The following is a 24996-nucleotide window of genomic DNA, read 5'->3' as shown; positions in this document are numbered from 1 at the left end:
ATGTCAAAAAAAATGTTTGTAGACCGCCTGATCGAGCAAATTAAAGCCAAAAATACTCCTTTTATCGTAGGTTTAGATCCATCTCTAAGCAAAATGCCTCCTTGGTTTCTTACCCAACAGCAAATCGATCGCTACAGCACCGCTGCTCAATGCGCCGAAGCAATTTATCAGTACAATTTAATGGTTTTAGAGGCAGTTGCCGATCTCGTACCTGCGGTCAAACCTCAGTGTGCTTATTACGAGCTTTTTGGGGCTGAAGGATTTCGGGCATTAGAAAAAACTATCGTGGCAGCACGCGAGCGAGGATTACTAATAATATTGGATGCCAAACGTGGTGATATTGCTTCTACAGCCGAAGCTTACGCTAAAAGCTATCTTCCCAGTCAGCCGTCACCACCCTTAGAAGCAGACGCTTTGACTATCGTGCCTTATTTGGGAACCGATTGCCTGGAGCCATTTATCTCCGAAGCGAATAACTGGGGGAAAGGAATTTTTGTCTGTGTAAAAACATCTAATCCTGGCGGAGCGGTAGTTCAAGATTGTACGATTGGCGATCGCTATTTATATGAAATTGTTGGCGATTTAGTACGAGATGAAGCAGAAAAAAGTCTGGGAAGTAACGGCTATAGCAGTATTGGGGCTGTCGTAGGCGCGACTCATCCCGATGCCGCCTGTCGCTTGCGATCGCAACTGCCCAATAGCTTTTTTCTCGTTCCTGGTATAGGTGCTCAAGGTGGAAGTAAAGCTGGAATTCAGGCTTGTTTTAACTCCGATGGTTTGGGAGCGGTTATTAACAGTTCTAGAGCTATTATGTATCCTCATTTATATGGCGAACGAGAATCCAATCTAGCTTCTATTAGAGATGCAGCCCAACGTGCGATCGCTCAAATCCGTGACAGTCTGTAAAATGATTTTTTTGGACTTTATAGTTGACAATTTTCCCTATATTATTGTTAATATATTTAAGGCAGATATTGGGGTGTCGCCAAGCGGTAAGGCAGCGGGTTTTGGTCTCGCCATTCCTAGGTTCGAATCCTAGCACCCCAGTTAACATAGTCTATTGGCATTGCATTATCATAGAATGGTTTAGGCTGACTAGGGGACGGTAGCAAGCTTCTGCCTGGCATCGCTTAATCGAAGCAGGCTTCAAAGAAGCCAAGTCGCGCCGCAGAAGCGATGCGGCACAGTTCTGCGCCCTGTAGAGTAAAATCTTTTCAGTCTCCCCGTCTTCTTTTCGCCTTATTAGCCCGCAACTATACAATGCCCATTTATTTATTTATTAGATCTCATATCCTCTAAGTGGCAATTCAACAATAAAAGTCGCTCCTCTGTCCATTCCTTCGCTGCGAGCTACAATTATGCCGCCATGAAGTTCTACTAAGTAACGTGCGACTACTAGTCCAAAACCCAAACTTGACTCCGATTCTGTTTCTGTAAACTCGAACTGAGTTTTACCAAAGCGAACGAAAATGTAAGGTAGATCGTCAGGTGAAATTCCCTTACCAGAATCAGATACGCTAACCCGAACGCGATCGCTAAGTTTTTTGAGAGTTATACTAACTTTGCTTCCAGGAGGGCTAAATTTAATTGCATTAGTCAACAAATTCCAGAACACTTGCTGTAGGCGTTGCGGATCGCCATCAATTTCTGCTGAATCTTGCTTTAAGTCTGGCTGTAATTCGATTTGTTTTGCCTCAGCTAGCAGTCTAACGCTATCGATCGCCATAGATATTGTTGCTGAGAGTGGCACTGGCAACCAGATTAATTTTAAATCGCCGCGAATGACTCTAGCCACGTCTAGCGAACGCTCGATTAGTTGATGTTGAGTTTTAGCATTACGTTCGATGATTTTTATTGCCTTTTGCGTTTGCTCGCCAGCAAGCTGACCACTACTTAATAGCTGTACCCAACCCAATACAGCATTTAAGGGAGTTCGCAACTCGCGAGAAAGAGTAGCAAAAAGTTTGTTTTTTAGGGAGTTAGCAATTTCGGCTTCTTCTCTAGCTTGGCGTTCGCGCTGTAATAATTCTGCCCGCTCGCGCTCTGCTTGGTGGTAAATGGTTATGTCTTCAACCGCGCCTTCATAATAAATGATTTCACCAGTCAAATTTTTGACAGCGATAGCATTATGTCTCAATAAAATAGTTTTGCCATTTTGACAGCGAGCCTGGACTTCAAAATTTTCAATTGCGACATCTTCTTCTAACTGTTTTTGCCAATCTCGTTCTTGTTGGTAATTTAAATAAAACTTAGATAAATTGCAGTTTAATAATTCTTCTCGACTTTTATAGCCAAACATTTTGACTAAGGTTGAATTAGCTTCTAAAATTTCTCCTTGAGGATTGAGGCGATATAGTCCTACTGGTGCGCGCTCGAAAAGGCGATCGTATCGCTGCTTTAGTTCTGATAGAGCTTGTTGCTGGTTTATTTTATTCCAAATAGAGCCGACTGCGGCCGCTAACTTAGCATAGTGTAAAGAAGTCTTGATTATGTAATCATCAAGTCCAGCTTTCATAGCTCGAACCGCAACTTCTTCGCTACCAGTTCCAGTAAACATAATTACAGGACACTCTGGTTGTTGCTGTTTGATAGTGTGTAAAATATCTATTCCCGTCGTCCAGCAAAGTTGATAATCGGTGACGACAAAATTGAAGTCATTTGCCTGTAGTGCTAGAGCCAGGCTAGCATTTTCATTAATTTCCCAATATTTAAGCTCAGGAAAAATGCGCTTCAGTTCTCGTAGAACTAATAAGCGGTCGTCGGGATTATCATCAATTATCAGTATTCGTAGCTCAGACATTATTAATAGAGAATGAAGCTTATGCTATTTACGATATCCCTGATTTTAATCTCCTACTAAATGATAGTTTAGCAAACGTAGAGCGATCGCAGCTAAAATGTCAATCAATCCAGATTATTTCCGTTTCTTCAAAAGATTCTGTTAGAGAAATATTTTCTTGGTTCTCATAAATATTCTCAAAGCCTTTGAGATTTGAATTTTCTCTAGTAGATTGCTGCTCTATGTTGTAGTTGGGCTGGTGTTTGCTTAACAAAGGTGAGGCATTGACTTCTTGAGGAAATAAATAGGTTAAAAAGAAATCGAGTGTTTTAGATTTAAGTAATCCTTGAAGAACGGCAACGGTACCAAAGCGAACTCCCGTATGTTTGTGTTCTTTTAATATGGTTTCTATGTGTTTGGTTTCTAAGAGTGCCGACTTTTGTAAATAGTAACCGAGAGGCTTTCTAATTTGTTTTCTCGTTAATTCCAACCAGTCTTCAGCAAAAAAGTCAGCAGTTTCGGACTTGAGCCAACCTCGCATAGCCAAAATTTCTCCCAAACGAAAATCGGGATAGGCAAGGCGATCGTGTAATGCCACATCGAGTTGAGGAGGGGAAACTAAATCGGCTTCTAGCAAAACCCGTCCAATAAGTTTGGGTCGAACAATAAAAGAACGATCTTGAGTCATAGCGTTTTGGTAATAAAGAATAAACTATGATTTTTACTTGGTTCTTTTATGATGTAGCCTAAGTTAAAGTTTCAGGTTTATTTTATGTAAATTCTCGGAAATGAAATTTAAATAATAGATGAAAATTAGCGATCGCATAGAAAAAATTACTAGTTGGCAACCCGTTCGGTATTGCCATTTTTAACCCACCCTTCTTGTTCATTCCAGGGAAGAAGCACTCTTTGCCAATTACTATCTGCCGATACTTCTAAAACTATAATTTCAGCATCATAGCCAATACCACCAATCCTTTCAGCATCGAGACTGGGTTCGGCTCGCAAGCTCAAACCTTCCGACCAAGTTACTTTAGCTTTATAGGCATTTGGTGGTAATTCTGGCTCTGGCTCTGGTTCTGGCTCTGGTTCTGATGCTACCGCTTCCTCTTTAGAGTTGCTTTTAGCAGCAGCGGCATTTTGTTGCTGTATTTCTTTTTGTCCTTCAGCAGTTTCTTCGTAAAAAATGGGTTTTTTGGGACGTACTGACATACTTTTAAAGTATAAGTAACCAACACCTCCGATCGCTCCAGTAATTAGAGCGACTCCCAAAAAAAAGCCGAGAATTAATTGAGCGGCAACCGATAAACGGCTAGTCCAGATATTTTTAGTCATGGTTTAATTTAAGTGACTTTGAATGCGATCGCTCAAGCTAGTATTTTTTGAAGCCAGACGCGCTTTTCCTGCCTCTACCCACTGTTGCAAAAACTGAATCTGCTCTTGAGCGGTTTTGGCAAGCGGGATAATCTGACTGGCTGCCTCAAGAATATCATCGGTAACAAAGTCACGGTTTTGACTAAAGCCGATGTGCATCGCTTCAATAATAGTTTGTTCGATTTCGGCACCAGAAAATTCTGGAGTTTCATATGCCAGTCGCTGAATATCGTAACTTCCCAAATTGTGGGGACGCAACCTGGCTAAATGAACTTTAAAGATTGCCTCTCTTTCTTCGCGACTTGGTAAGCCGACAAAAAATACTTCGTCAAATCTGCCTTTACGCAGCATTTCGGGAGGTAAAGCACGAATATTGTTGGCTGTGGCAACTACAAACACGGGAGATTGTTTTTCTGCCAACCAGTTAATAAACGTACCAAAAACGCGGCTGGTAGTACCAGAATCGCCCTTCCCATCGATACCCGCAAATCCTTTATCGATTTCATCAATCCATAAAATACAGGGAGAGAGTGCCTCTGCTAGTTCTACAGTTTGTCTGGTACGCGATTCCGACTCGCCAACCAAGCCACCAAACAAGCGCCCAACATCCAAGCGCAGTAAGGGTAAATGCCAGTGGTGAGCGATCGCTTTAGCCGTTAGAGATTTACCCGTACCCTGGATTCCTACCAGTAATAAACCTCTGGGATGGGGCAACCCATAGGCTCTGGCACGTTCGCCAAATGCCCCACCCCGTCTGAGCAACCAATCTTTGAGATTGTCCAAACCGCCAATGTCGGAAATTTGTTCGGTAGCGGGATAAAAATCGAGAATTTGTGTTTGGCGAATTGACTGACGTTTTTCTTCTAAAATTAGTTCGGCATCTTCGGGTTCGAGTCTACCATGAGTGGCGATCGCCATAGTTAAAACTCTTCTAATTCTTTCTAAAGATAGTCCCCGAGCCGATCGCACCAGTTCATCCAAGAGTTGTTCCGAGAGATTTTGCTCTGTCGCCCCAATCAATCTTTGAATTTCGGTTCTAATTTCTGGTGCTGTAGGCAAAGGAAAATCGACCACGGTTAAAACTTCAGTTAGTTCGGCAGGGATTTCAATCTGTGGCGCGACGATAACAATATTTTTGGGTTGGGATTTTAGGTTACGCGCTAAGTTTCTCAACTGACGAGAAACCGAAATATCTTCTAGAAAGCGGTGAAAATCTCTGAGAATAAAAATACCGCCTGCCCTTTCTGGAACTTTATCGGTGATAAATTCTAATGCCTGTAGGGGGTTGCGTTTGCCAAAACCCTTAAAGTTAGGATTATCCTGATAACCGCTTACGAAATCCCAAACATAAACATTGCGGTTGCCTAATTTTTGTGCCACTGTGGCGATCGCTTTTTCTAATCTTTCTTCTTCCGTAGTAGGAATATAAATTAGCGGATAACAGGCTCTTAGTAGTAAACCAAACTCTTTGTAAAAATTCATGGTTAAAGTTGGGGAACGGGGAACAGGGAATAGCGATTTGCAGCTAGTTTGTCTAAATCCTAGTGACTAGTGCTTAGTGCCTCTTTGTTAAAAATCAGCATTGAGAGGAGTTCTAGGAAAAGGAATAACATCGCGAATATTGGTCATGCCCGTCATAAACTGAACTAGTCTTTCAAACCCCAAACCAAAACCAGCATGAGGTACGCTACCGTAGCGGCGCAAGTCTAAATACCACCAGAGATCGTCGGCAATAATATTAGCTTCCGCGATGCGTTTTTCTAAAATATCCAGTCTTTCTTCCCGTTGGGAACCGCCGATGATTTCGCCAATACCAGGGGCGATAACGTCCATTGCAGCAACAGTTTTCTCATCATCGTCCAAACGCATATAAAAAGCTTTGATTTCTTTGGGATAGTTGGTAATAATTGCGGGTTTGTGAAACAGTTCTTCTGCTAAATAGCGTTCGTGTTCTGACTGGAGATCGATACCCCAGGAAACGGGAAATTCAAACTTTTTCTTAGCTTTTTCTAATAAAGCAACAGCTTCGGTGTAGGTAACGCGCTCGAACTCGCTGTTAATAATATTTTCGGCTTTAGCCAGTAGAGTTTTATCGACCCACTTGTTAAAAAACTCCATATCTTCGGGACAGTTATCTAAGACATATTTAAAAATATATTTGAGAAACTCCTCTGCCAGGTTTTGGTCGCCTTCTAAGTCACAAAAAGCCATTTCTGGTTCTACCATCCAAAACTCTGCTAAATGTCTGGAGGTGTTAGAATTTTCGGCGCGAAACGTAGGACCAAAAGTATAGACATTTTGAAACGCTAACGCCATTACTTCAGCCTGTAACTGTCCGCTAACAGTAAGATAGGCAGGCTTGCCAAAAAAGTCCTGGGTGTAGTCTACTTCTCCCGACTCGGTCTTGGGTACGTCTTTTAAATTTAAATTGGTGACGGTAAATAGTTCTCCCGCCCCCTCACAGTCACTGGCGGTAATAATTGGGCTATGTATCCATAAAAAATGCCGTTCTTGAAAAAACTGATGGATGGCGTTAGCACAGGCATTTCTAACACGAAACACCGCACCTAAAGTATTGGTACGCGATCGCAAATGGCTAATAGTACGTAAAAACTCAAACGAGTGACGTTTTTTTTGTAAAGGATAGGTTTCAGGATCGGCTTCGCCATAGACGGTGACGGAATTAGCTTTAAGCTCGATTTTTTGTCCTTTTCCTGGCGACTCTACCAGCGTTCCCGTAACTTCAACCGCAGCACCAGTAGCTAACTGTTTGAGAATAGTGTCATAGTTTGGCAAGTCGGCATCGAGAACTACCTGCAAACCTGCTAGAGACGAACCATCGTTAATTTCGCTAAAGGCAAAGTTTTTTAGTTCTCGCTTGGTTCTTACCCAACCTTTAATAGTTGCGGTTTCATCTGGTTGTCCGTGTTTGAGTATTTCTGCAATGCGTCTGGTTGCCATATCTTACTGTTAGTTAAGAGCAATTTAAAATTGAAGGTTAGTCCGATCTGATACCTAAATATTTGTTTATAAGGGTTTTCAAAGAGAGCGAGAACCAAATTAAAACATAGAAAAAGTTCTCAAGCGATCGATCTATATTTATAGTGCTTAGTGTCTATAAAGAACTACACAGCTCTCGTTCGATCGAAAACTACCGTATTTAAATTATTTTATAGTGGTTCCTCGGTTAAATGTGCTTCAAAATCGATTAACTCGTGACCAAAGTAAAGCGCGAACTAAAGCAATTGTAAAAAAAATCAACCTCACTAAAGCTCGACTTAATTAGTCAAAACCGCCATAAAAGCGAAATTACGCCCAAATTTGCTAATATTCAAATATTTTTAAGTTTTGCCAGGGAACAATGGTTTGCTTGTCTAGTCTACACACACAGTTAGTTTTATATCAAACAGGGGTAAATGAACCAAGAATATCAACAAGAATTTATGCGGTATGAAAGTACTAAAGAACAGGCAACCAAGCTACTTTGCAATTATCTCAACCCCAGACGTGATATAGATTGCGATGAGGAAATTATTGAAATAATCGATTTATTCTTTGAGGCGATCGCCAGTCGTATTAAATGTATAAATCTTTTATCTCAGCTAGAAATAGAAGAGTGTATGGAACACGAAGAAAACGAATTAGAATGAATATTATTTTTATGTAACTATAGTAGAATTTTTGCCTAAATTTGGCGATGCTAGTATGTAGCGATCGCCAAATTTGAAATAAGAAATAGATATTATTTGTTATCTACATAGGAGTAGCTGAAAAAAGAAGAAAGCGCACCAATTTACAGAGACAAACCCGTTTGCAGCCAAAAAAGATTGCAAAACACTCAAGCAATTTGAGACTTTATTTGCTATTTTTTCTACCGAAAAACAACGTTTTGTGTTATTCTTACTTAGTACGAACAAATTGGGATTGTAGTTCAGCTGGTTAGAATGCCTGCCTGTCACGCAGGAGGTCGCGGGTTCGAGTCCCGTCAGTCCCGTTTTAGCACTACTGTATAAACTAGCATTTACAAACAAAAATTTTAGACATCTGAGAATGAGAGCTTTCTATTATTTTTCTAGTAAAAGTGCTGGTTCTATACGAACACATTCTTATTGTCCACTGTTCGCTGTTTACCCGTCTTATGAATCTAACAAACTTTCTTTGGTATTACGGCGAGTGAAAGGATTCCAAGTGTTCAACTCATTACCAGGATAGTTTAATAAGGCGGCGCGATCGCCTTCGCTCAATCCCTGCACCATGCCAAAATCGGCTCCAGCAATATTTTGCAAATTGTCTAGATTGGCATTAGTAAGATCGGCAGCGCGAAGATCTGCACCTTTTAATTCTGCACCACCTAAGAAAGCACTACGCAGACTCGCGCCAGTCAAAAAAGCTTTTTGTAAGTTAGCACTACCCAAAGCAACATCATCTAGAATTGCTTCGGTCAAGTCTGCACCGCTGAGATATGCCGCAATCATTTTAGCTCCCGACAGATCCACACCTCGCAGGTTAGCAGTGTTGAGATAAGCTCCATTGAGCATTGCACCAGGTCCGATAGCTCCCGAATTTTTGTAGTCAAATCCTTCAGGGAAAACAGTTTCTCTGTCGTATAAAGCGAGTTTGAGATTTATATTTTCTAGATTGGTTTGACTTAAATTGGCTCTACGAAGATCGGCACGATAGAGATAAGCTTCTTTTAAATTAGCTTCTGTCAGATTTGCCCCTTTCAAATCTGCATTACGCAAATCGGCTTTTTCTAAATTTCCTTTACTAAGATTGATCTCTCTTAGATCTGCATTAGTTAAAATAGTTCGAGCTAAATTAACCTCGATCAAATTCGCTCCTTTTAACGCGATCGCATATAAATCTTGTTGGCTGAAATCGGCTGCTACTAAACTATCTCCTGACTTCAGTTTGGTCAGAATTACAGTAGATGCAGAAGCAGAAGTTGTCATTTCATTTATCATTGGTTTGGAAGCAAGCTTTTCACTGTTCAATCTTCGGCGATCGGTCGTAATCTCTTATACTTACCTTATCGATCGTTTATTATTTATTTTTATCGCTGAATGTTCGTTTGGTTTCATTCTTAGATAGTGATTTTGCTAATTTACAATTTTGCACGGCGTTTAGCAATACCAATCTCTCAATCGAAAAAGTGTGTCTGTTAGTTTATAGCTCGAACTTACTGCGTTTTCACATAAGTAAACCCCATATAGATCTGACTCAAAAGAGCTTAAAGCTTATGGCTACACCGCTTCGCGGAAGCGCGCTACGAATAAGCTAATTTTAAACGTAGTCCATACAACTAAAAACGGCTGTAAAATCTTTCCTATTTACTTATCTCAGTCTGCTAAACATCTTTAGAGTAGCTATACCCGATAAACCAATCAAAGAGATACCGCCGAAAAAAAACACCAAATGAGCAATTGGTCCCAAACCCAAATGCAGCGTAAACAGCCAGCAAAATAAGCTCGTGGATACTAGTAGAACTAAAATTGAGATAATAAAATTCATGACTAAAAAATGTTATTTTATATACAAACAATAGCGGAATTGACATACGTTTGTAAAAAAATAGTTGGTTTGTTTGGTCAAAAATTATTACGAAAAGTTACTAATACGCTAAATTAAGTAGGGCAAAACAGAAACTAAAACAGCAGCAATTATTTAAGCTGCTTCAGTTGAAGAAAATGCGGGAACGATTCTAGCTCAAACATGGATTTGAGCTTTTTAGCACTTGTAGGTTTGGCAAATAAGTATCCCTGTGCGTATTTACAATCTAAATTTCTCAGTCGGTTGAATTGTTGGATAGTTTCTACTCCTTCAGCGATCGTATCCATACCAAGAGTATGCGCCAAGGTGATAATAGTTTTAATAATCTCGAAGCTTTCGCGATCGCTATTGAGTTTGCTGACAAAAGAGCGATCGATTTTTAGATTGTCTATTGGCAAACGCTGTAAATAACTTAGAGATGAATAACCAGTACCAAAATCATCGATACTAAGCTTAACTTGACGGCGTTTAATTTCTGTCAAAATCTTGTAGGTTTTTTTGCCCGAATCTACTAATGCTCTTTCAATAATTTCCAATCTCAAACACCTACCATCTAAACCCGTTTCGGCTAAAATTCGCTCTAACTTTTTGACGAAGTTAGGTTCTTGTATTTGTTGACTGGCTACATTGACGTTTATTTTTAATGAATCGATTCGAGGAAGATGGGCAAAATTTTGCTGCCAAATACGGAGTTGCCGACAGGCTTCTGTCATGACCCAATCGCCAATCGCTACTATCAGACCCGTATCTTCGGCAACGGAGACAAAATCTACAGGATGAATTAAACCTTTTTCTGGATGTCGCCAACGAATTAAAGCTTCAAAACCCGCTAATGCTCCATCTGTTAGAGACACGATTGGTTGATAGAACATGGTAAATTCATTTCGTTCCAAAGCTAGATGGAGATCGCGCTCTAGATCGATCGCCTTAAGCGTTTCCAGGTACATAACTCGATCGAATACTTCATAACAGGCTTTTCCTTTAGCTTTGGCTCGATACATAGCAATATCGGCATCGCGTAAAATATCGGAACTATTCTCATAACCCGTAGAACTAAGAGCAATGCCAATACTGGCACTGGTAAAAACCGTTTGACCCTGTAAGTTAAAAGTCGATTGCAGTTGCTGATTGATGCGATCGCCAACAATAGTAGCATCTTTTAGGTGTGTGATGTTATCGAGTAAAATGACAAACTCATCGCCGCCTAGACGCGCTAAAGTATCGGTATCGCGTAGATTTTTGGTTAATAATTTAGAGATGGCAACTAGCAAGCGATCTCCTACTAGATGACCCTGACTGTCGTTAATAATTTTAAAGCGATCGAGATCGATAAACAGCAAGGCGAAAAGATAATCGGGATTGCGTTTGGCAATTTGCAAAGAACGCTCGATGCGATCCATTAACAGGCTGCGATTGGGTAGTCCTGTCAATCCATCATACAGAGCATCTTGCATTAGCTTTTGTTCGGCTTTTTGGCGTTCTTTAATTTCTTGCTGTAGTTCGCGATTGATAAGTTCTAACTTTTGATTTGCCGCTCGTAATTCAGCAGTGCGATCGCTTATTTTTTGTTCTAGTTGCTGATTTAACTGCGTTATTTCTGCTTTGGCTGACTGGAGAGCGAGTTGATTTTTGACTCTAGCCAAAACTTCTTCGATTTGAAAAGGTTTGGTAACATAGTCTACGCCTCCAACTTCAAAAGCTCTAACTTTATCCAAAACATCATCTAAAGCACTGAGAAAGATTACGGGAATATCTTTGGTGGCAGCATTGGCTTTGAGTTTTTGACATACCGTATAGCCATCCATATCTGGCATTTTAATATCTAGCAAAATTAAATCGGGAGTAATTTTCTGTGCCACTTTCAAAGCTACAGCACCGTTTTTAGCACAGCGAACTTTATAACCTCGTTCGTTGAGGGTGTCAGATAGAACTCGTAAATTATCCGCGATATCGTCTACAACTAGAATATTGTTCATTATTAATTCTTAATTTTGACTGTTTGCTCCACGAGTTTGACAATGTCATCAAAATCAAAATCATTAACTTTGTCTTGCAGTGCCCTTGCTAGTAAAGCGTGTTTGTCTGGTATTTGCTGAAGTAATTCTGCAACGATCTCTTCGTCCAGTTCGGCAGCGGCTTGCTCTAGCCGAGCCAACCAGTCACCAGGCATAATTGTTAACGCCGCAGGTTCGAGAACGAAATTGGAGTTGAGATTGGTTAGAATGTCTTCCGATTCGGTATTTTCGGCGTAGATATAGCGAACCCCCAAATATTCCGCCATCTTGTCGAATAAAACTTCCTCTCGAAATGGTTTGCGAACAAAGTCATCACATCCTGCCGATAGCACGATGGCTTGCTCTTCCTCAAAGGTAGATGCGGTTAGAGCGATAATATAGGTAGCCTGACCTTTGAGGTGTGATTTGATGTATTCGGTGGTTTCATAACCGTTCATGACGGGCATCCGCATATCCATCCAAATTAGATGGGGCTGCCACTGTTCCCATATAGCGATCGCTTCTTTACCATTAACGGCTTCTCTAACTTCAAAGCCAATCGGTTTGAGAAGTTTTAAGACTATTTGGCGATTTTCCCAGCGATCGTCTACAACTAAAATGCGATAATTGGGCTGGTTGGGTTCTAGAGCGATAACTTTTTGGTAGCGTTTTTGCGGCTGAAGTTCTTCTGTAAGAGCGGGTTTGGCGATGATATTGAATCTAAATACCGTTCCCATTCCCAATTGACTGCTAACGACAATATCTCCCCCCATCAACTGCACGAATTTACGACTGATAGGTAAACCCAAACCCGTTCCTTCTTCTGATTGTCTGCCCGTTTCGGTTTGGGTAAAAGTTTCAAAGAGAGTATCTAATTCTTCAGGGGCAATACCCGCGCCAGTGTCTTCAATTTCAAACAATAAAGTATAGGTATCTACTAGATCTGGTTTGACCCGCAGAGTTACGCCACCTTCGGAGGTGAATTTAAGAGCGTTGTTGAGTAAATTAATTAATACCTGACGTAGTTTGCGTTCGTCGGTACGAATATATCGTGGTGTATCGGGATGCTTATCGAATAAAAGCTGTAAATTTTGAGCGTCGGCTTTAAACTCTAGCATTTCTTGAGTAGTGTCGAGCAGTCGATATAAGTCGAAGCTGTGGGGATTGAGAGTAATACGTCCCGCTTCGATTTTTGACATATCTAAAACATCGTTGATTAGAGCTAGCAAATGTTCGCCACTGCGATTGACAATGGCTAAATTTTCTAACTGCGATCGCGATGCGGTTTTGTCTCGCTGCATAATTTGAGTAAAGCCGAGAATAGCGTTGAGAGGAGTCCGCAATTCGTGACTCATGTTTGCCAGAAAAGTGCTTTTAGCTTTATTGGCTACTTCGGCTTTTTCTTTGGCTACCTGTAGTTCGTGAGTACGTTCGTCAACACGATTTTCTAATTGTTGATTATTTTTTTCTAACTCTTTATTGGCTGTATCTAATTGAGCGAAGGAATATCGTAATTGCTCTGTCATACTATTGAAAGATTGGGCTAGAACGTTGAGTTCGTTGACTCCTCTGACTTTTACAGCTCGCTCGAAATCTCCGTTGGCGATCGCACTACTGGCAGCACTCAAGCGACGAATGGGTTTGGTTATCCAACGAGAGGTACTACTGCCTATTAAAATTGCTACTAACAAAGAGGCGATGCAAAGCAAAACTGTAGTGCGGTTGTTGGCGTGAATTTTTGCCATAAAGTCAGATTCTGGCACGGTCACTACTACTAGCCAATCTAAACCCAGTTCATCTCGCCAGGGGGTTACTTGGGTAAAATGACGTTCGCCTTCAATCTCAAACTCAAGCTGTTGTGAAGCATCGATGTTTTGGAAACTACCAAATTTAGTTTTTAAAAATTTAGCCGTGGATTTAACTATAGAATCGCTACTGTTTTCTACATTAAGTCGCTGTGCTTCTTCTGCCACCATTTTGTATGGTAGTTCGTCGATAGAGCTAGCAACCACCGCACCATTCCGCTCGAAAATAACTACTTCAGCCGCAGGACTAATTTCAATATCGCGTAAAAACTCGCTAATACCTTTTAGCTGCAAATCGGCTCCCGTGGTAGCAACTAACTCATTGGTTCGATTGTAAATAGGAAAAGTGATCGCAACGGATAAAATATCGGGAAAGCCATCCCAGGCATAAATCTCATTCCAAATTGGTTTTTTGGCTTTTACTACTTCTGCATACCAAGATTCCTCAAACGGATTGTATTCAGCCTCATCCACAACTTCTAGGCGATTTCCTCTATCATCGGTAGAAAAAGTGTCGGCTTGCCAATTAGTTTCTGGTGAAATTTCGTCGATAGTTACGCCAGCACCTTCTAACCAACGTCCCGCACCAACATACTCTCCTGTAGATACGATGAGATAATCGATATATCCTACATTTTGGTGTACCTGTAATTGATTCCAAAAATAGCGTCCAGAGGTTTTGTAATCGTATAGGTCGATTATGCCTAGCTCGATCGCTCTAGCATTAATTCGAGCAATATTTTCTGCCGTCGCCAAATAATTATCTAAATGTAGAGATACGCGATCGCTTACTTCTTCCTGTAAGTCTGTAGCTAGATCGTTGACTGCTTTTTGTCCGTTACGAAACGATAGATAACCAGTAATACTTACGGCAGCCACAATTTGCAATACAAACGGCACTACTAAAACTAAAGGCAAAGAAATCCCTTTTATGGCTTTAGATAGAGAACCGCTGTCAGTGACAGATATTTTTTTTTCTCGATTTGAGTTCATAAAGAATCTAACTTTTAGGCTTTGGCAGAAAACTTTTAAGATCGAGCCACTATTTTACTGTTCCCTTTTATTGCCTAAAAATTCAACCTCAATATCTTAATAGTTGAGAAATATTTTTCTAGCATTGGCAAATAATTTGAATACATCCTCAAACACATTAATTTTTTAAATGCTCAAATTTGATGACTTAATCAATTAAAAATGACAAAAAACGTTTTAACTACTTCAGTATATTTACTGAATTTAACAGCAATGTGTTAGCAAGTAAAAATTAAAAATTATCGTTGACAAAAAACTTTAAAACAACTTACTTTTTAAAAAAATTAGGTTGATGAAGACTAGGCTTATTACCAGAAAATTGTCGCCGTATTGTAGTTAATGCAACCACAAAGATCTTGAGTTTTTAACGAGCATTTGAAGTAATGCTATAAAAATGCAACAAGAATAACTTTAATGTATCGATCTTGTTTCGTTAGATAGAGTACGACAAGTTTTAATTCTGCTATTTATTTACATAGTTGATAATTGCGGTAATTTTTAAACATTTTTCTGTTATTAGCAATTACGACATAAGATGAAACACAATTTTCGATAATATAATATGGCTAACAAACAACCCAACTACATAAATCGCGAAAAAGACGAATTTGATAAAGACCTCAATCCTCAGCCAATGGCTGGTCAGAACGTCGGTGCAGAAGCCAACCAGCCAGGAAGATTTGAGAGAACGGCTATGGATGTTGATGGGTTACAGCAAAAGTTGGAAGGTTTTAGTAATGACGAGCTAAGTCAAATTCCGATATTAAAACCAGGGACTCGCCTCAAACAGGGTGCTACCTATATCAATCTTAACGATCCTGCCCGTCAAGAATTTACGGCAATGGGAGACATGGAAGCCGACGACAATAACTTGTTCGTACCTAAAGACGAAGTAGGTTATTTAATTTGGAATCGTTTGACAGGGGTGGAAAGGTAGTTTCAAATTGCAATGAGCAATGAGCAATGAGCAATGAATTTTGACTGCTGAGTTTAAAAATTAGTAAATGAAAAATTGTTCACTGTTCATTGTTGTGAAGGTTCTAGTCTGAATGTTTGTGGAAACTCGGTTTGAGAACACAGGCACAATTAGAATCCTCAGTTTCTATCTGTATAGTGGCGTGTTCGATCGCAAAATGTTCGTGTAGTCTGTAGCGAATATCATTTAAGAAGCGATCGCCAGGAAAACCATCGGGCATTACTAAATGTGCGGTAAGCGCGATTTCAGTAGTACTCATCGCCCAAATATGCAGATCGTGGACTCGAATGACTCCAGGTAGTTCTGTTAAAAATGTTTCTACCGCTCGTGGTTCGATTGCTTGAGGTACGGCATCAAGTGATAGTTTCAGCGAATCTAAAAATAGTTGCCAGGTACTAACAATTACTACCACGACAATAATTAGACTAATGACGGGATCGAACCAGGTCCAACCCGTAACCAGAATGGCAATACCTGCCAAAACCACTCCCAAAGACACCAGTGCGTCTGCTGCCATGTGCAGAAACGCCCCACGAATGTTGAGATTTTCTCGACGACCAGACATAAACAATAGGGCAGTTACGGTATTAATTACCACTCCTATTGCCGCTACTACGATAATTGTCGTACCCGCAACCGAACTAGGATTGGCAAAACGTCGAATAGCCTCAGTTGCAATACCTCCCATCGCCAACAGCAGAATAGAAGCATTTAACAATGCCGCCAAAATAGAAGAACGCCGCCAGCCATAGGTAAAACGTTTTGATGGCGGACGCTGCGCCAACCAGCTAGCACCCCAAGCAATTAAAAGTCCTAAAACATCGCTAAGATTGTGTCCCGCATCGGCAAGTAGTGCCAAAGACTGAGTTAAAAATCCAAACCCGCCTTCAATTATTACGAATGCTACATTGAGCAAAGTGCCGATAATAAAAGCGCGATTGTAATTATCGGGCTGATGATGGTGATGGTGATGATTATGGCTGTGACCGTGATGGTGCGTCATGTCGATATTTATACTAAATCCTGTTTAGATATGCCACTTATAAATTATGTAAGGTAAAAGGATTTTAAACTGTTTTTACGTTTATGTTTATCAAGCATTTTTTGCAAATTAACTTGAGTATTATAGGCGCGATCGCGCTTTGTCTGAGTTAATTATAAATAAGTTTGATGAGAATAAAATTAGCTGGAGACATCCATCGAGCTATTGGCTATTATTGGATTTCTCATGTCAGACAGTAAAGTAAGATGCTATTATTCTTGGAAAAATGGCGATCGCAAATTTACTAAAACGCACATGTTGAAGATAACTTCCTGGTTATAAGTTTATAATTGTCTAGCTAATTTTTATCTGGTGAATCGCAATCTTGCTATTTTTATTTCAATCTTAATTATCGTTCCTTTAGGTTTATTCTCTAAAGTTTATACGGGAATCGGTCAAACCTGGGTTCGTGATTATTCAGGGGATATTTTATACGAAGTCCTCTGGTGTTTGGTATTTTTCTGGTTTTTTTCTAGTAAACGAGCTACTGTGATAATTCCTATTTGGGTCTTTATCGTTACTAGCATCATTGAAGTATCGCAGTTATTCTTTCACCACGTACCTGTTGCCCTACGCAAGACAATTACCTGGAAGTTATTATTAGGCTCTAGTTTTGTTTGGTGGGATTTTCTTTATTATGCGATCGGCTGTTTGTTGGGTTGGTTAATATTAAACAGGATTTACAGGCTTACAAACAAAATTTAGCTCGACATATTGTTTTTTACTGAAAATATTTTCAAATTCAATCTTATTAATGTAGTGTAATATCTTACTATTTTGATTAATGCCTAATATTCCAAATTTGAACGATTAACGAGATTAATCCAAATACCAATCCTATTAGCCCAAAAGGAATTGAAACCAACATAAACCAGCCAGATACTGCCATACTATAAAGAAGACCACCTAGATCGACCGAACCTATTTTACAGGGATTGACGTTTCCTTCGTGAAGTATGCAGTCATTGGCATTAGCGATAATACTAGCTATCAATACAGATAATACTGGAGCAAGTCCTAGTGTCAGGCTAAAAATAATTATTAATAATGATAATTTGTAGCGACGAAAAAATTGTTTCATTCAAACATCCAATCTTCACCTTTTTATATATAGAACGGTCGCAAATTAAACAATAAGAAACATTAAAAGTTCGTGCTACAGAAAGACTTAAATACAACTTATTGTTATATCAAAGAACTCAAACGCTGCACCAACTGAGGTGCTTGCAATACGCCTTCAATACGCTCTACTGGTTGACCGTTTTTAAACAAAACCAAAGTAGGCAAGGCTTCAATGCGATACTGTGAAGCCAGTTTCGGATATTTGTCCGTATCAATCTTAACTACTTGCAGGCGATCGCGTAATTGCGTTCCTACCTGTTCTAAAATCGGACTCATCATCTGACAGGGACCGCACCAAGTAGCATAAAAGTCTACCAATACTGGTTTGGGTGAATTATCTAACAGCTCTTGGAAACTAGAGAATTGCTTTTTAACTGCCATAGTGATTTGTAGTTACTAATTTGTAAATGACTGATGCTCAACCTAGTCTTAGGTACCGATCGAACTATATGATAGCTAAGTTGCAGTGCGATCGACCAAAGATAATTTATTGATGAGGGGCAAGTTATGAAATTATTACCAGAAAATTTACAACATCTCAAAGACAAAGTTGCCATTGTTACTGGTGCTTCACGAGGTATTGGTAAGGCAGCGGCTTTAGCTTTAGCCAGTCAGGGAGCTAAAGTGGTAGTAAACTATGCTCGTTCTAGCGATGCAGCAGAAGCAGTAGTCAGTGCGATCGCTGAAGCTGGAGGAGAAGCAATTGCTTTACAGGCAGATGTTTCCCAAAGCGAAGCTGTCGATAATTTAATTAAGCAAACCCAAGATAAATTCGGGCGTATCGATATTTTAGTCAACAATGCAGGTATTACTAAAGACACTCTTTTATTACGAATGAAGCCCGAACAGTGGCAAGCCGTGATCGATCTCAATCTTACGGGGGTTTTTCTCTGTACCAAAGCCGTCAGTAAAATTATGCTCAAACAGCGTAGCGGCAGAATAATTAATATTGCCTCGGTAGCAGGGCAAATGGGCAACCCAGGACAAGCCAACTACAGTGCGGCTAAAGCGGGTGTAATTGGCTTTACCAAAACCGTTGCTAAAGAACTAGCCAATCGTGGCGTTACGGTTAATGCGGTGGCACCAGGGTTTATCGAAACCGATATGACTGAAGATCTTAAGTCAGATGAGATAATCAAATTCATTCCTCTAGGTCGCTATGGCAAACCAGAGGAGGTAGCAGGCACGATTCGCTTTCTCGCTGCCGATCCTGCCGCAGCATATATTACAGGACAGGTATTTAATGTAGATGGTGGTATGGTAATGGCGTAAAAAAACGCAAGGTAGCATCTTGCTTCTACTGGGGATTGGAAAAGTCTTTGAACCAACCACGCTGCCAAAAGAAATAAATTAATCCTACAGAGATCGCTACCATCAACAACCAACAAAGCGGATAGCCCCAATACCAGTCTAATTCTGGCATATTCCAGGGAGAAACCTGAGTGTTAAAATTCATGCCGTAGATACCAGCAATAAATGTTAGGGGTATAAAAATACTGGAAATTACCGTCAGCAACTTCATGATTTCATTCATTTTATTGCTAATGGACGAGAGATAGATATCGGTCAAACTCGATGCCAGTTCGCGATAGGTTTCAATGATATCGATAATTTGGACGCTGCGATCGTAACAGTCTCTAAGATAGACTAATATTTCTGGGTCGAGCAGTTCGCTACCATCTCGAATTAAGGTATTTAAGGCACTTCTTTGAGGCCAGATAGCGCGGCGTAAAGCCAGTAGTTCCCGTTTGATCTTATAGATTTCCGACAAGTTGCGATTGCTAGGATTAAAAATAACCTCATCTTCTAAATCTTCGATTTTTTCGCCATATACTTCTAAAACGGGGAAAAAACCATCAATAATTGCATCCCATAGGGCATAGGCTAAATATCCGCTTCCTTCATTTCTAATATTGCCTTTTTTAAATCTGATGCGCTGACGTACTCCCTGAAAACAGTCTCGATTTGGTTCTTCCTGTACGGTGAGTAGATAATTTTTGCCGACAATTAAACTAACCTGTTCCAGCCAAAAACTGGTTTTTTTGGGTTTGGGAAGCACCATTTGAGCGATAATTACCAGTTGTTCGGGATATTCTTCTACCTTTGGGCGTTGGGGAACGTTGACAATATCTTCTAATACCAGAGGGTGTAAGTTAAATACCGCACCCAGTCTTTGTAGAACATCTTCACTACCCAAACCACCGACATCGACCCAGGATACAGAAGCTGTGGTCAAATGTTTGGCACAGGCCTCGGGAGTCAAATTTTCTTGACGATGAGCGCGATCGCGATTATAGTCGATTAAAACAATTTGCGGATGTTTGGCATCTGGCTTGATATTAAGCGTACCTGGCATACTACCAGGCTTTTCGTAAGCGTAGTCAAACAACTCTTCTATATCTATATCTTCATCGGAGAGCGATCGCACATTGGTATTTAAATCGTTTTCGTAGCTCATCTAGAAAAAATTTTCCTGGCGGTGGGAGTATTTATCCTAATTATTCTAGCCGTACGGTTTTAAATTTTGCCCACACCAATTTCAGCTAAAAAAAATATCGGTAGTGCGTTACCGATATTAAGCTAAATAATGTTGTTGTTTATTTGTGGAAAATCTTAGTTGCGCGTTCCCTGGCACTACAACTCTCGATTACCTTACTAAGAATTGTAACAGACGATACGGCTTATTTGTAAACAAAAAATAAAAATATCAAATCTTTTACTCTTTTTTCATGCTTTTTCGCTATCATTACATATTTTTATTTGCCATATAGATAACAGTAGCTTAAACTTTAAACTTTTTGAGAACGTTTGCCCGGTCTGATATCCGAGCCATACATTCTGGCATAGACCTGAGTAAATTCTGCTCCAATTAAAATAATTAGTGCCGAGTAATAAACCCAGGCTAAAAAGACAGCCAGAGAACCTGCCGCACCATAAGCCGAACCAAGACTACCAGTAGAAAAATACAGTCCTAATAAAAATTTACCAAAGATAAATAATAAGGCTGTAATTAAAGCTCCGACAAAAACATCTTTCCAAACAATTTTGGCATCGGGAACGTATTTGAACATCAAGCCAAATAAAAAAGTCAACAAACCCAATGACACGATAAAGTCTAAATTTTCCCAAAGCACTGCCGATCCTGGTAAAAAATCAGTTCTGTAATTGCTCATGGTAGAAACAACCGTACTAATTATTAAAGACAGCATCAATAAAACTCCGATCGCCAGTACCATAAAGAAACAAAACAACCGTTTGCGAATAAATAGCCCGATTCCTTGTCCTGGCTTGGGTTTTACACTCCAGACAGTGTTGAGGGCATCTTGCAGCTGCACGAAAATTCCCGAAGCACCAATTAACAATACGCCAATACTTATTAAAGAAGCCATTCCTCTTATTTGGGGTTCGGTAATATTATCCAGGGCGAGAATAATTGGTTGAATGGCATCTTCGCTGACAAAGGCACTAATCTGATTGACAAGTTCTTCTTTAGCAGCATCTTCTCCAAAAAACCTGCCAGCGATCGCTATAACAATTACTAATAAAGGTGAAATCGAAAATACAGTATAATACGCTAAAGCTGCTGCCAAACGCGGGGCGTTATCTTGCTGCCATTCCTGGAATGTTCCCTTTAATAGCTGAAAAATTTTTTTAACGTTCATTGGTTCGCTACACTAAGATTTTGCCGATGCTCGAAGAAACAATTGCTGTAGATAGTATATCTACCAATTTATATTTGAGCAGTGGCAGAATAGATTATCTTTCAATCGCGATAATTTTGTCTCGGTTGAGGCGATTTTGCTCGATACAATTGCCAACCCAGTCAAACCATACAGGCAATCCTTCCCCAGTCTTAGCAGATAAAAGAATAATGCTGACATGGGGATTCATTTGCCGTACGTTGTCGCTGAGGCGATCTAAGTCTATATCTAAATAGGGTGCCAGATCGGTTTTAGTAACCAATAAGCAATCTGCTTCTTGAAACATCACGGGATATTTCAAGGGTTTGTCTTCTCCTTCGGTGAGGCTAAGTAAAGCTACTTTAGCGTGTTCTCCTACCTCAAATTCGGCAGGACAGACCAAATTGCCTACGTTTTCTACTAAAACTAAGTCCAGATCTGTAGGATTATACTGATGTTCTAAAGTATGAATACCTCCTGCAACCATCTTGGAATCTAAATGGCAAGAACGCCCTGTATTAATTGGGATTACAGGCACATCGTATTGACGCAGGCGATCGGCATCGAGTTCTGTAGTCATATCTCCCTCAATCACTGCCATTTTGAATTTAGCTTTTAAAGCTTTTAGAGTTTGTTCGAGCAGAACAGTTTTACCTGCCCCAGGACTACTCATAATATTGAGACAGGTAATTCCCCAGCGATCGAAATGCTGGCGATTGTGGTCTGCGCCTTCTTGATTGGCATGGAGTAAATTGAGTTCTAAAGCTGCGTCAAATGTTTGGTGCATTGTTTCAGTTATCAGTAAACAGTCATCAATTATCAATGATTGGTAAGGGCGATTCGCGAATCGCCCTTACAGTTATCAGTTATGGGTAGGGGCTGTACGAGAAGAATATTCGATGCGATCGATTTTGAGTTCTCGACCCGATTTGATATCTTCCATTGGCGAGTTACAGTCGGGACAGCTATATTGCAATCCGATTTCTGGCTTGTATTCCTGTTGGCAACGATGGCAAAAAGCAATTAAAGGAATATCTCTAATTACTAGTTCTACTCCTTCTAAAAAAGTGTTGCGGGTTTGAACTTCAAAGGCAAATTGTAAGCTTACTGGTTCGACACAGGTAAACTGACCGACTACTAGATGAATTTTTTCGATCTTGGGTTGTTCTGGTTGTGAGTAATACCAATTCCTAATCGTTACGATTAAAGCTTTGGTCATATCGGTTTCGTGCATTTTTCATTTAGCATTTAGCATTAAACATTTATCAGAAAAAATTTCAATCATCTTTGACAATCAAAATGAATCGGTAATTTTAATATGTCTGGGTTGAGATTCAATTCTTTTTAACCAAGCATTAATAGCGGTAAACTTAGTTAGATCGAAGCCTCCTTCTTCGGCAACATGGGTATAGGCATAAAGAGCAATATCGGCAATGGTATATTTATCTGCTACGAAAAAATTATGGTTTTTAAGATGCTGTTCCATAACATTTAAAGCGGCATAACCTAGTTTTCGCTTTTGTTCGATCTGTTTCGAATACTTATCGGCTTGTTTGAGTTCGGTAATCCAAAAACGAGGCGTAGCAATATTAGGTTCGTGACTGTATTGTTCAAAAAATAGCCACTGCATCACTTTTGCTTGCTGGTATTTATCTTGAGGGAAATATTCTGTTCCTTGACTGAGATAGTACAAAATCGCATTAGATTCAGAAATGAATTTATTTGGTTCGATTTCTAATAAAGGGATTTTACCATTAGGGTTTTTGGCTAAAAATTCAGGACTGTGAGTAATTCCCTCTAAAATATTTAGCTCGACTCTTTCAAAAGAAATTTGCAATTGAGTCAACAATAAACGAACTTTGTAACCATTACCTGAAGGCAGAAAGTCGTAAAGTTTGTACATCTCAATCCTTGATGAAGATTTATTTGGTACACATCGCCAAACGGCAATGCTATCTCGTTTATTTTAAGGGCGTTACATAGTTACGGAATGATTTTGAGAAAATAGTAGAATTGTTCATCTACTTACTAGTAATATTTACCAGGCAAGTAAGTAAGAATAAAATTTGCTACTCGCTACTTCCGCTTTACCATTCCATAATGATGCAACACCATTTTAAGTAATAGTTAATTCCAAGGTTCGTCTACAACTTGGGCTTCTTCGTGGATGTAAGCTGGTTTTTCTTGTCGTGGTAATTGACCCGACAACACCAAATGCGCCATCGTGTCGCAAATTACGCGAGTTGCCATCAAAGCCGTCATATCGCTAACGTCATAAGGGGGGGAAACTTCTACAACCTCTATGCCGCAAACGGTAGTGTTTTGCACGATTTTTTTAAGTAAATACAAAACTTCACGGGGTAATAAACCACCTGGTTCGGGCCAGCCAGTACCTGGAACAAATCCCGCATCAATGCAGTCGATATCAAAACTGATCCAAACGCAATCAGTGCCGTCGGTGGCTTTTTCTATGGCAAAATCTGCGGCAGCATCTAGTCCCATTTCGGTAATATCGGTTACGGTCAAAATGTTAGTGGCGCGTTCGCGACAGACCTTGACTCCAGGACGGGGAACCTGCCAGCCACCAATGCCCATTTGTACTAAATTTTTAGCCTGAGCGTTAGCCATATTAGTGGCGTGAAACCAAGGACAAGTGTGCATCCTTTCGTCTAAGTCGGTTTCTTGAGTGTCGGCGTGGCGATCGAAGTGAATAATGCCGACTTTTTTATCTCCTAAGTGACGGCAAATTCCTCTAACGGTAGGAAAACCAATGGAATGATCGCCACCTAAAATGATGGGAAAAGCACCCGAACTAAAAACGTGGGCAATTCCTTTAGAAATTTGATCGAAGGACTTTTCGTTATTGCCAGGAATAGTAAAGATATCTCCCACATCGCAAAGGGTAATTTGTTCGCGCAAATCTACGCCAAATTCAAAGTTGTAGGGCGTGTATAAAGCCGAAATTTTGCGAATGCCCTGGGGACCAAAACGGGTACCAGGACGATAGGTAGTGCCAGAGTCGTGAGGAACGCCTATAATCGCTACGTCATAATTACCTACTTCCTTAACATCTTCGAGATAGGGAGCTTTCAAAAAAGTATTAATACCTGCGTAGTGGGGTAGCTCTCCGCGAGAAAAAGTAGAAATAGTGCGATCGCGGATGCTTTCTGCTGCTTCTAAACCGCGATCTAAACCGAGATCTACTTCTTGTTGCCATCCTGTGAGAGGAAGCTCTCGTTCTCGTTCTAAAGCTCGTTGTGCCTCACTAGAATTATCATTATTATCTGGCGATCGCCTTGGAGATTGACTCATGGTTATTTCCTGTATAAATTGCCCTAAAATTTTGGGGAATTAACGAAGTCAGAGGAAGCTTCGTCGTATTACAGCGTGGTCTTTCTAACCAACGCACATAGATTACTCCGTCGTAAAATAACGCAGCAATCTGACATTTCATTTAACCATCAAATCGCCTTTTGTTTAAGTATTAAAATATTGCCAACCACGAACAAATAGCTCGTTAACTGGTTTTTCTGCTTACTGTTGTCAAGGTTTAATTAAAGCACAATTGTCAATTTGCAAGCTCGGACAATCGCCAAAACATTTCCTGGTGTTGCTTTTTAGAAAGGTAAGAGTTTATTACCC

General features: G+C 40.1%; 23 protein-coding genes and 2 tRNA genes. 7 read left to right on the top strand and 18 right to left on the bottom strand.

Annotation, left to right across the window (positions count from 1 at the left end; all coding sequences use genetic code 11):
- Positions 1-906 carry an orotidine-5'-phosphate decarboxylase gene (gene pyrF, locus KV40_RS05585; RefSeq protein ID WP_081942774.1) on the top strand — a complete coding sequence of 302 codons (906 nt, stop codon included), beginning with the start codon at positions 1-3 and terminating at the stop codon, positions 904-906.
- Between the two features lie 69 nt (positions 907-975).
- A tRNA-Gln gene (locus KV40_RS05580) sits at positions 976-1047 on the top strand.
- Positions 1048-1279: 232 nt separating this feature from the next.
- Here KV40_RS05580 and KV40_RS05575 read toward each other — a convergent pair.
- The 5 genes from KV40_RS05575 to asnS all read right to left on the bottom strand — a co-directional run bounded on the left by KV40_RS05575 (position 1280) and on the right by asnS (position 7114).
- The gene (locus tag KV40_RS05575) at positions 1280-2800 is read right to left on the bottom strand and encodes an ATP-binding protein (protein ID WP_052055390.1); all 1521 of its coding nucleotides are present in this window, start codon (positions 2798-2800) and stop codon (positions 1280-1282) included.
- Positions 2801-2900: 100 nt separating this feature from the next.
- Positions 2901-3467 carry a hypothetical protein gene (locus KV40_RS05570; protein WP_036478675.1) on the bottom strand — a complete coding sequence of 189 codons (567 nt, stop codon included), beginning with the start codon at positions 3465-3467 and terminating at the stop codon, positions 2901-2903.
- A 149-nt stretch (positions 3468-3616) separates the two neighbouring features.
- Positions 3617-4114, bottom strand: coding sequence for an SH3 domain-containing protein (locus tag KV40_RS05565; protein ID WP_036478673.1), 498 nt, complete (start codon positions 4112-4114; stop codon positions 3617-3619).
- A gap of 3 nt (positions 4115-4117) precedes the next feature.
- Positions 4118-5635 carry an AAA family ATPase gene (locus tag KV40_RS05560; RefSeq protein ID WP_036478670.1) on the bottom strand — a complete coding sequence of 506 codons (1518 nt, stop codon included), beginning with the start codon at positions 5633-5635 and terminating at the stop codon, positions 4118-4120.
- A gap of 87 nt (positions 5636-5722) precedes the next feature.
- Entirely contained in the window at positions 5723-7114 is a 1392-nt protein-coding gene (asnS, locus tag KV40_RS05555) for an asparagine--tRNA ligase (protein ID WP_036478667.1), read from the bottom strand.
- Positions 7115-7569: 455 nt separating this feature from the next.
- Between asnS and KV40_RS05550 the strand changes: the two genes are divergently transcribed.
- Together KV40_RS05550 and KV40_RS05545 are read left to right on the top strand one after the other, a co-directional pair.
- Positions 7570-7803, top strand: coding sequence for a hypothetical protein (locus KV40_RS05550; protein ID WP_036478665.1), 234 nt, complete (start codon positions 7570-7572; stop codon positions 7801-7803).
- A 270-nt stretch (positions 7804-8073) separates the two neighbouring features.
- Positions 8074-8147 (top strand) — tRNA-Asp (locus KV40_RS05545).
- A 142-nt stretch (positions 8148-8289) separates the two neighbouring features.
- Here KV40_RS05545 and KV40_RS05540 read toward each other — a convergent pair.
- From KV40_RS05540 to KV40_RS05530, 3 genes are all read right to left on the bottom strand, one after another.
- Positions 8290-9105, bottom strand: coding sequence for a pentapeptide repeat-containing protein (locus KV40_RS05540; protein ID WP_036478662.1), 816 nt, complete (start codon positions 9103-9105; stop codon positions 8290-8292).
- A gap of 708 nt (positions 9106-9813) precedes the next feature.
- Positions 9814-11679 carry an EAL domain-containing response regulator gene (locus tag KV40_RS05535; RefSeq protein WP_036478659.1) on the bottom strand — a complete coding sequence of 622 codons (1866 nt, stop codon included), beginning with the start codon at positions 11677-11679 and terminating at the stop codon, positions 9814-9816.
- A 2-nt stretch (positions 11680-11681) separates the two neighbouring features.
- Positions 11682-14495, bottom strand: coding sequence for a hybrid sensor histidine kinase/response regulator (locus KV40_RS05530; RefSeq protein ID WP_052055389.1), 2814 nt, complete (start codon positions 14493-14495; stop codon positions 11682-11684).
- Positions 14496-15096: 601 nt separating this feature from the next.
- Here KV40_RS05530 and KV40_RS05525 point away from each other — a divergent pair.
- Positions 15097-15471: a hypothetical protein gene (locus KV40_RS05525; RefSeq protein ID WP_036478657.1), complete on the top strand. Its 375-nt coding sequence runs from the start codon at positions 15097-15099 to the stop codon at positions 15469-15471.
- A 103-nt stretch (positions 15472-15574) separates the two neighbouring features.
- On the opposite strand, the gene KV40_RS05520 is transcribed toward KV40_RS05525, so the two are convergent.
- Entirely contained in the window at positions 15575-16513 is a 939-nt protein-coding gene (locus KV40_RS05520) for a cation diffusion facilitator family transporter (protein WP_036478655.1), read from the bottom strand.
- 351 nt (positions 16514-16864) lie between these two features.
- On the opposite strand from KV40_RS05520, the gene KV40_RS05515 reads away from it, so the two are divergent.
- Positions 16865-17257 carry a DUF2809 domain-containing protein gene (locus tag KV40_RS05515; protein WP_253274168.1) on the top strand — a complete coding sequence of 131 codons (393 nt, stop codon included), beginning with the start codon at positions 16865-16867 and terminating at the stop codon, positions 17255-17257.
- A gap of 76 nt (positions 17258-17333) precedes the next feature.
- Here the strand turns inward: KV40_RS05515 and KV40_RS05510 are convergent, their stop codons facing one another.
- Both KV40_RS05510 and trxA read right to left on the bottom strand, forming a co-directional pair.
- Positions 17334-17633, bottom strand: coding sequence for a hypothetical protein (locus tag KV40_RS05510; protein WP_052055388.1), 300 nt, complete (start codon positions 17631-17633; stop codon positions 17334-17336).
- Between the two features lie 104 nt (positions 17634-17737).
- Positions 17738-18055, bottom strand: coding sequence for a thioredoxin (gene trxA, locus KV40_RS05505; protein WP_036478650.1), 318 nt, complete (start codon positions 18053-18055; stop codon positions 17738-17740).
- Between the two features lie 126 nt (positions 18056-18181).
- On the opposite strand from trxA, the gene fabG reads away from it, so the two are divergent.
- Complete coding sequence (gene fabG, locus KV40_RS05500) at positions 18182-18946, top strand: 3-oxoacyl-[acyl-carrier-protein] reductase (protein WP_036478648.1); 765 nt, start codon at positions 18182-18184, stop codon at positions 18944-18946.
- Between the two features lie 25 nt (positions 18947-18971).
- Here the strand turns inward: fabG and corA are convergent, their stop codons facing one another.
- From corA to KV40_RS34680, 7 genes are all read right to left on the bottom strand, one after another.
- The gene (corA, locus tag KV40_RS05495) at positions 18972-20132 is read right to left on the bottom strand and encodes a magnesium/cobalt transporter CorA (protein WP_036478646.1); all 1161 of its coding nucleotides are present in this window, start codon (positions 20130-20132) and stop codon (positions 18972-18974) included.
- Positions 20133-20463: 331 nt separating this feature from the next.
- A complete protein-coding gene (locus tag KV40_RS05490) occupies positions 20464-21336 on the bottom strand; it encodes a YihY/virulence factor BrkB family protein (protein ID WP_036478643.1) in 873 nt (290 codons plus the stop codon).
- Between the two features lie 94 nt (positions 21337-21430).
- Positions 21431-22141 (bottom strand): hydrogenase nickel incorporation protein HypB, encoded by a 711-nt coding sequence (hypB, locus tag KV40_RS05485; protein WP_072013780.1) that lies wholly within the window; start codon positions 22139-22141, stop codon positions 21431-21433.
- Between the two features lie 75 nt (positions 22142-22216).
- Positions 22217-22588, bottom strand: coding sequence for a hydrogenase maturation nickel metallochaperone HypA (gene hypA / locus KV40_RS05480; RefSeq protein WP_036478640.1), 372 nt, complete (start codon positions 22586-22588; stop codon positions 22217-22219).
- 60 nt (positions 22589-22648) lie between these two features.
- A complete protein-coding gene (locus KV40_RS05475; RefSeq protein ID WP_036478637.1) occupies positions 22649-23257 on the bottom strand; it encodes a glutathione S-transferase family protein in 609 nt (202 codons plus the stop codon).
- Between the two features lie 224 nt (positions 23258-23481).
- Complete coding sequence (speB, locus tag KV40_RS05470) at positions 23482-24666, bottom strand: agmatinase (protein ID WP_036478634.1); 1185 nt, start codon at positions 24664-24666, stop codon at positions 23482-23484.
- On the bottom strand, positions 24635-24808 hold the full coding sequence (locus KV40_RS34680; RefSeq protein WP_156113953.1) for a hypothetical protein: 174 nt from the start codon (positions 24806-24808) through the stop codon (positions 24635-24637). Before KV40_RS34680 ends, speB begins: the two co-directional genes overlap by 32 nt.
- Between the last annotated feature and the right edge of the window lie 188 nt (positions 24809-24996).

It is taken from the genome of Myxosarcina sp. GI1, assembly GCF_000756305.1.
Lineage (GTDB): Bacteria > Cyanobacteriota > Cyanobacteriia > Cyanobacteriales > Xenococcaceae > Myxosarcina.
This window is presented reverse-complemented; position numbering and strand designations above follow the sequence as displayed.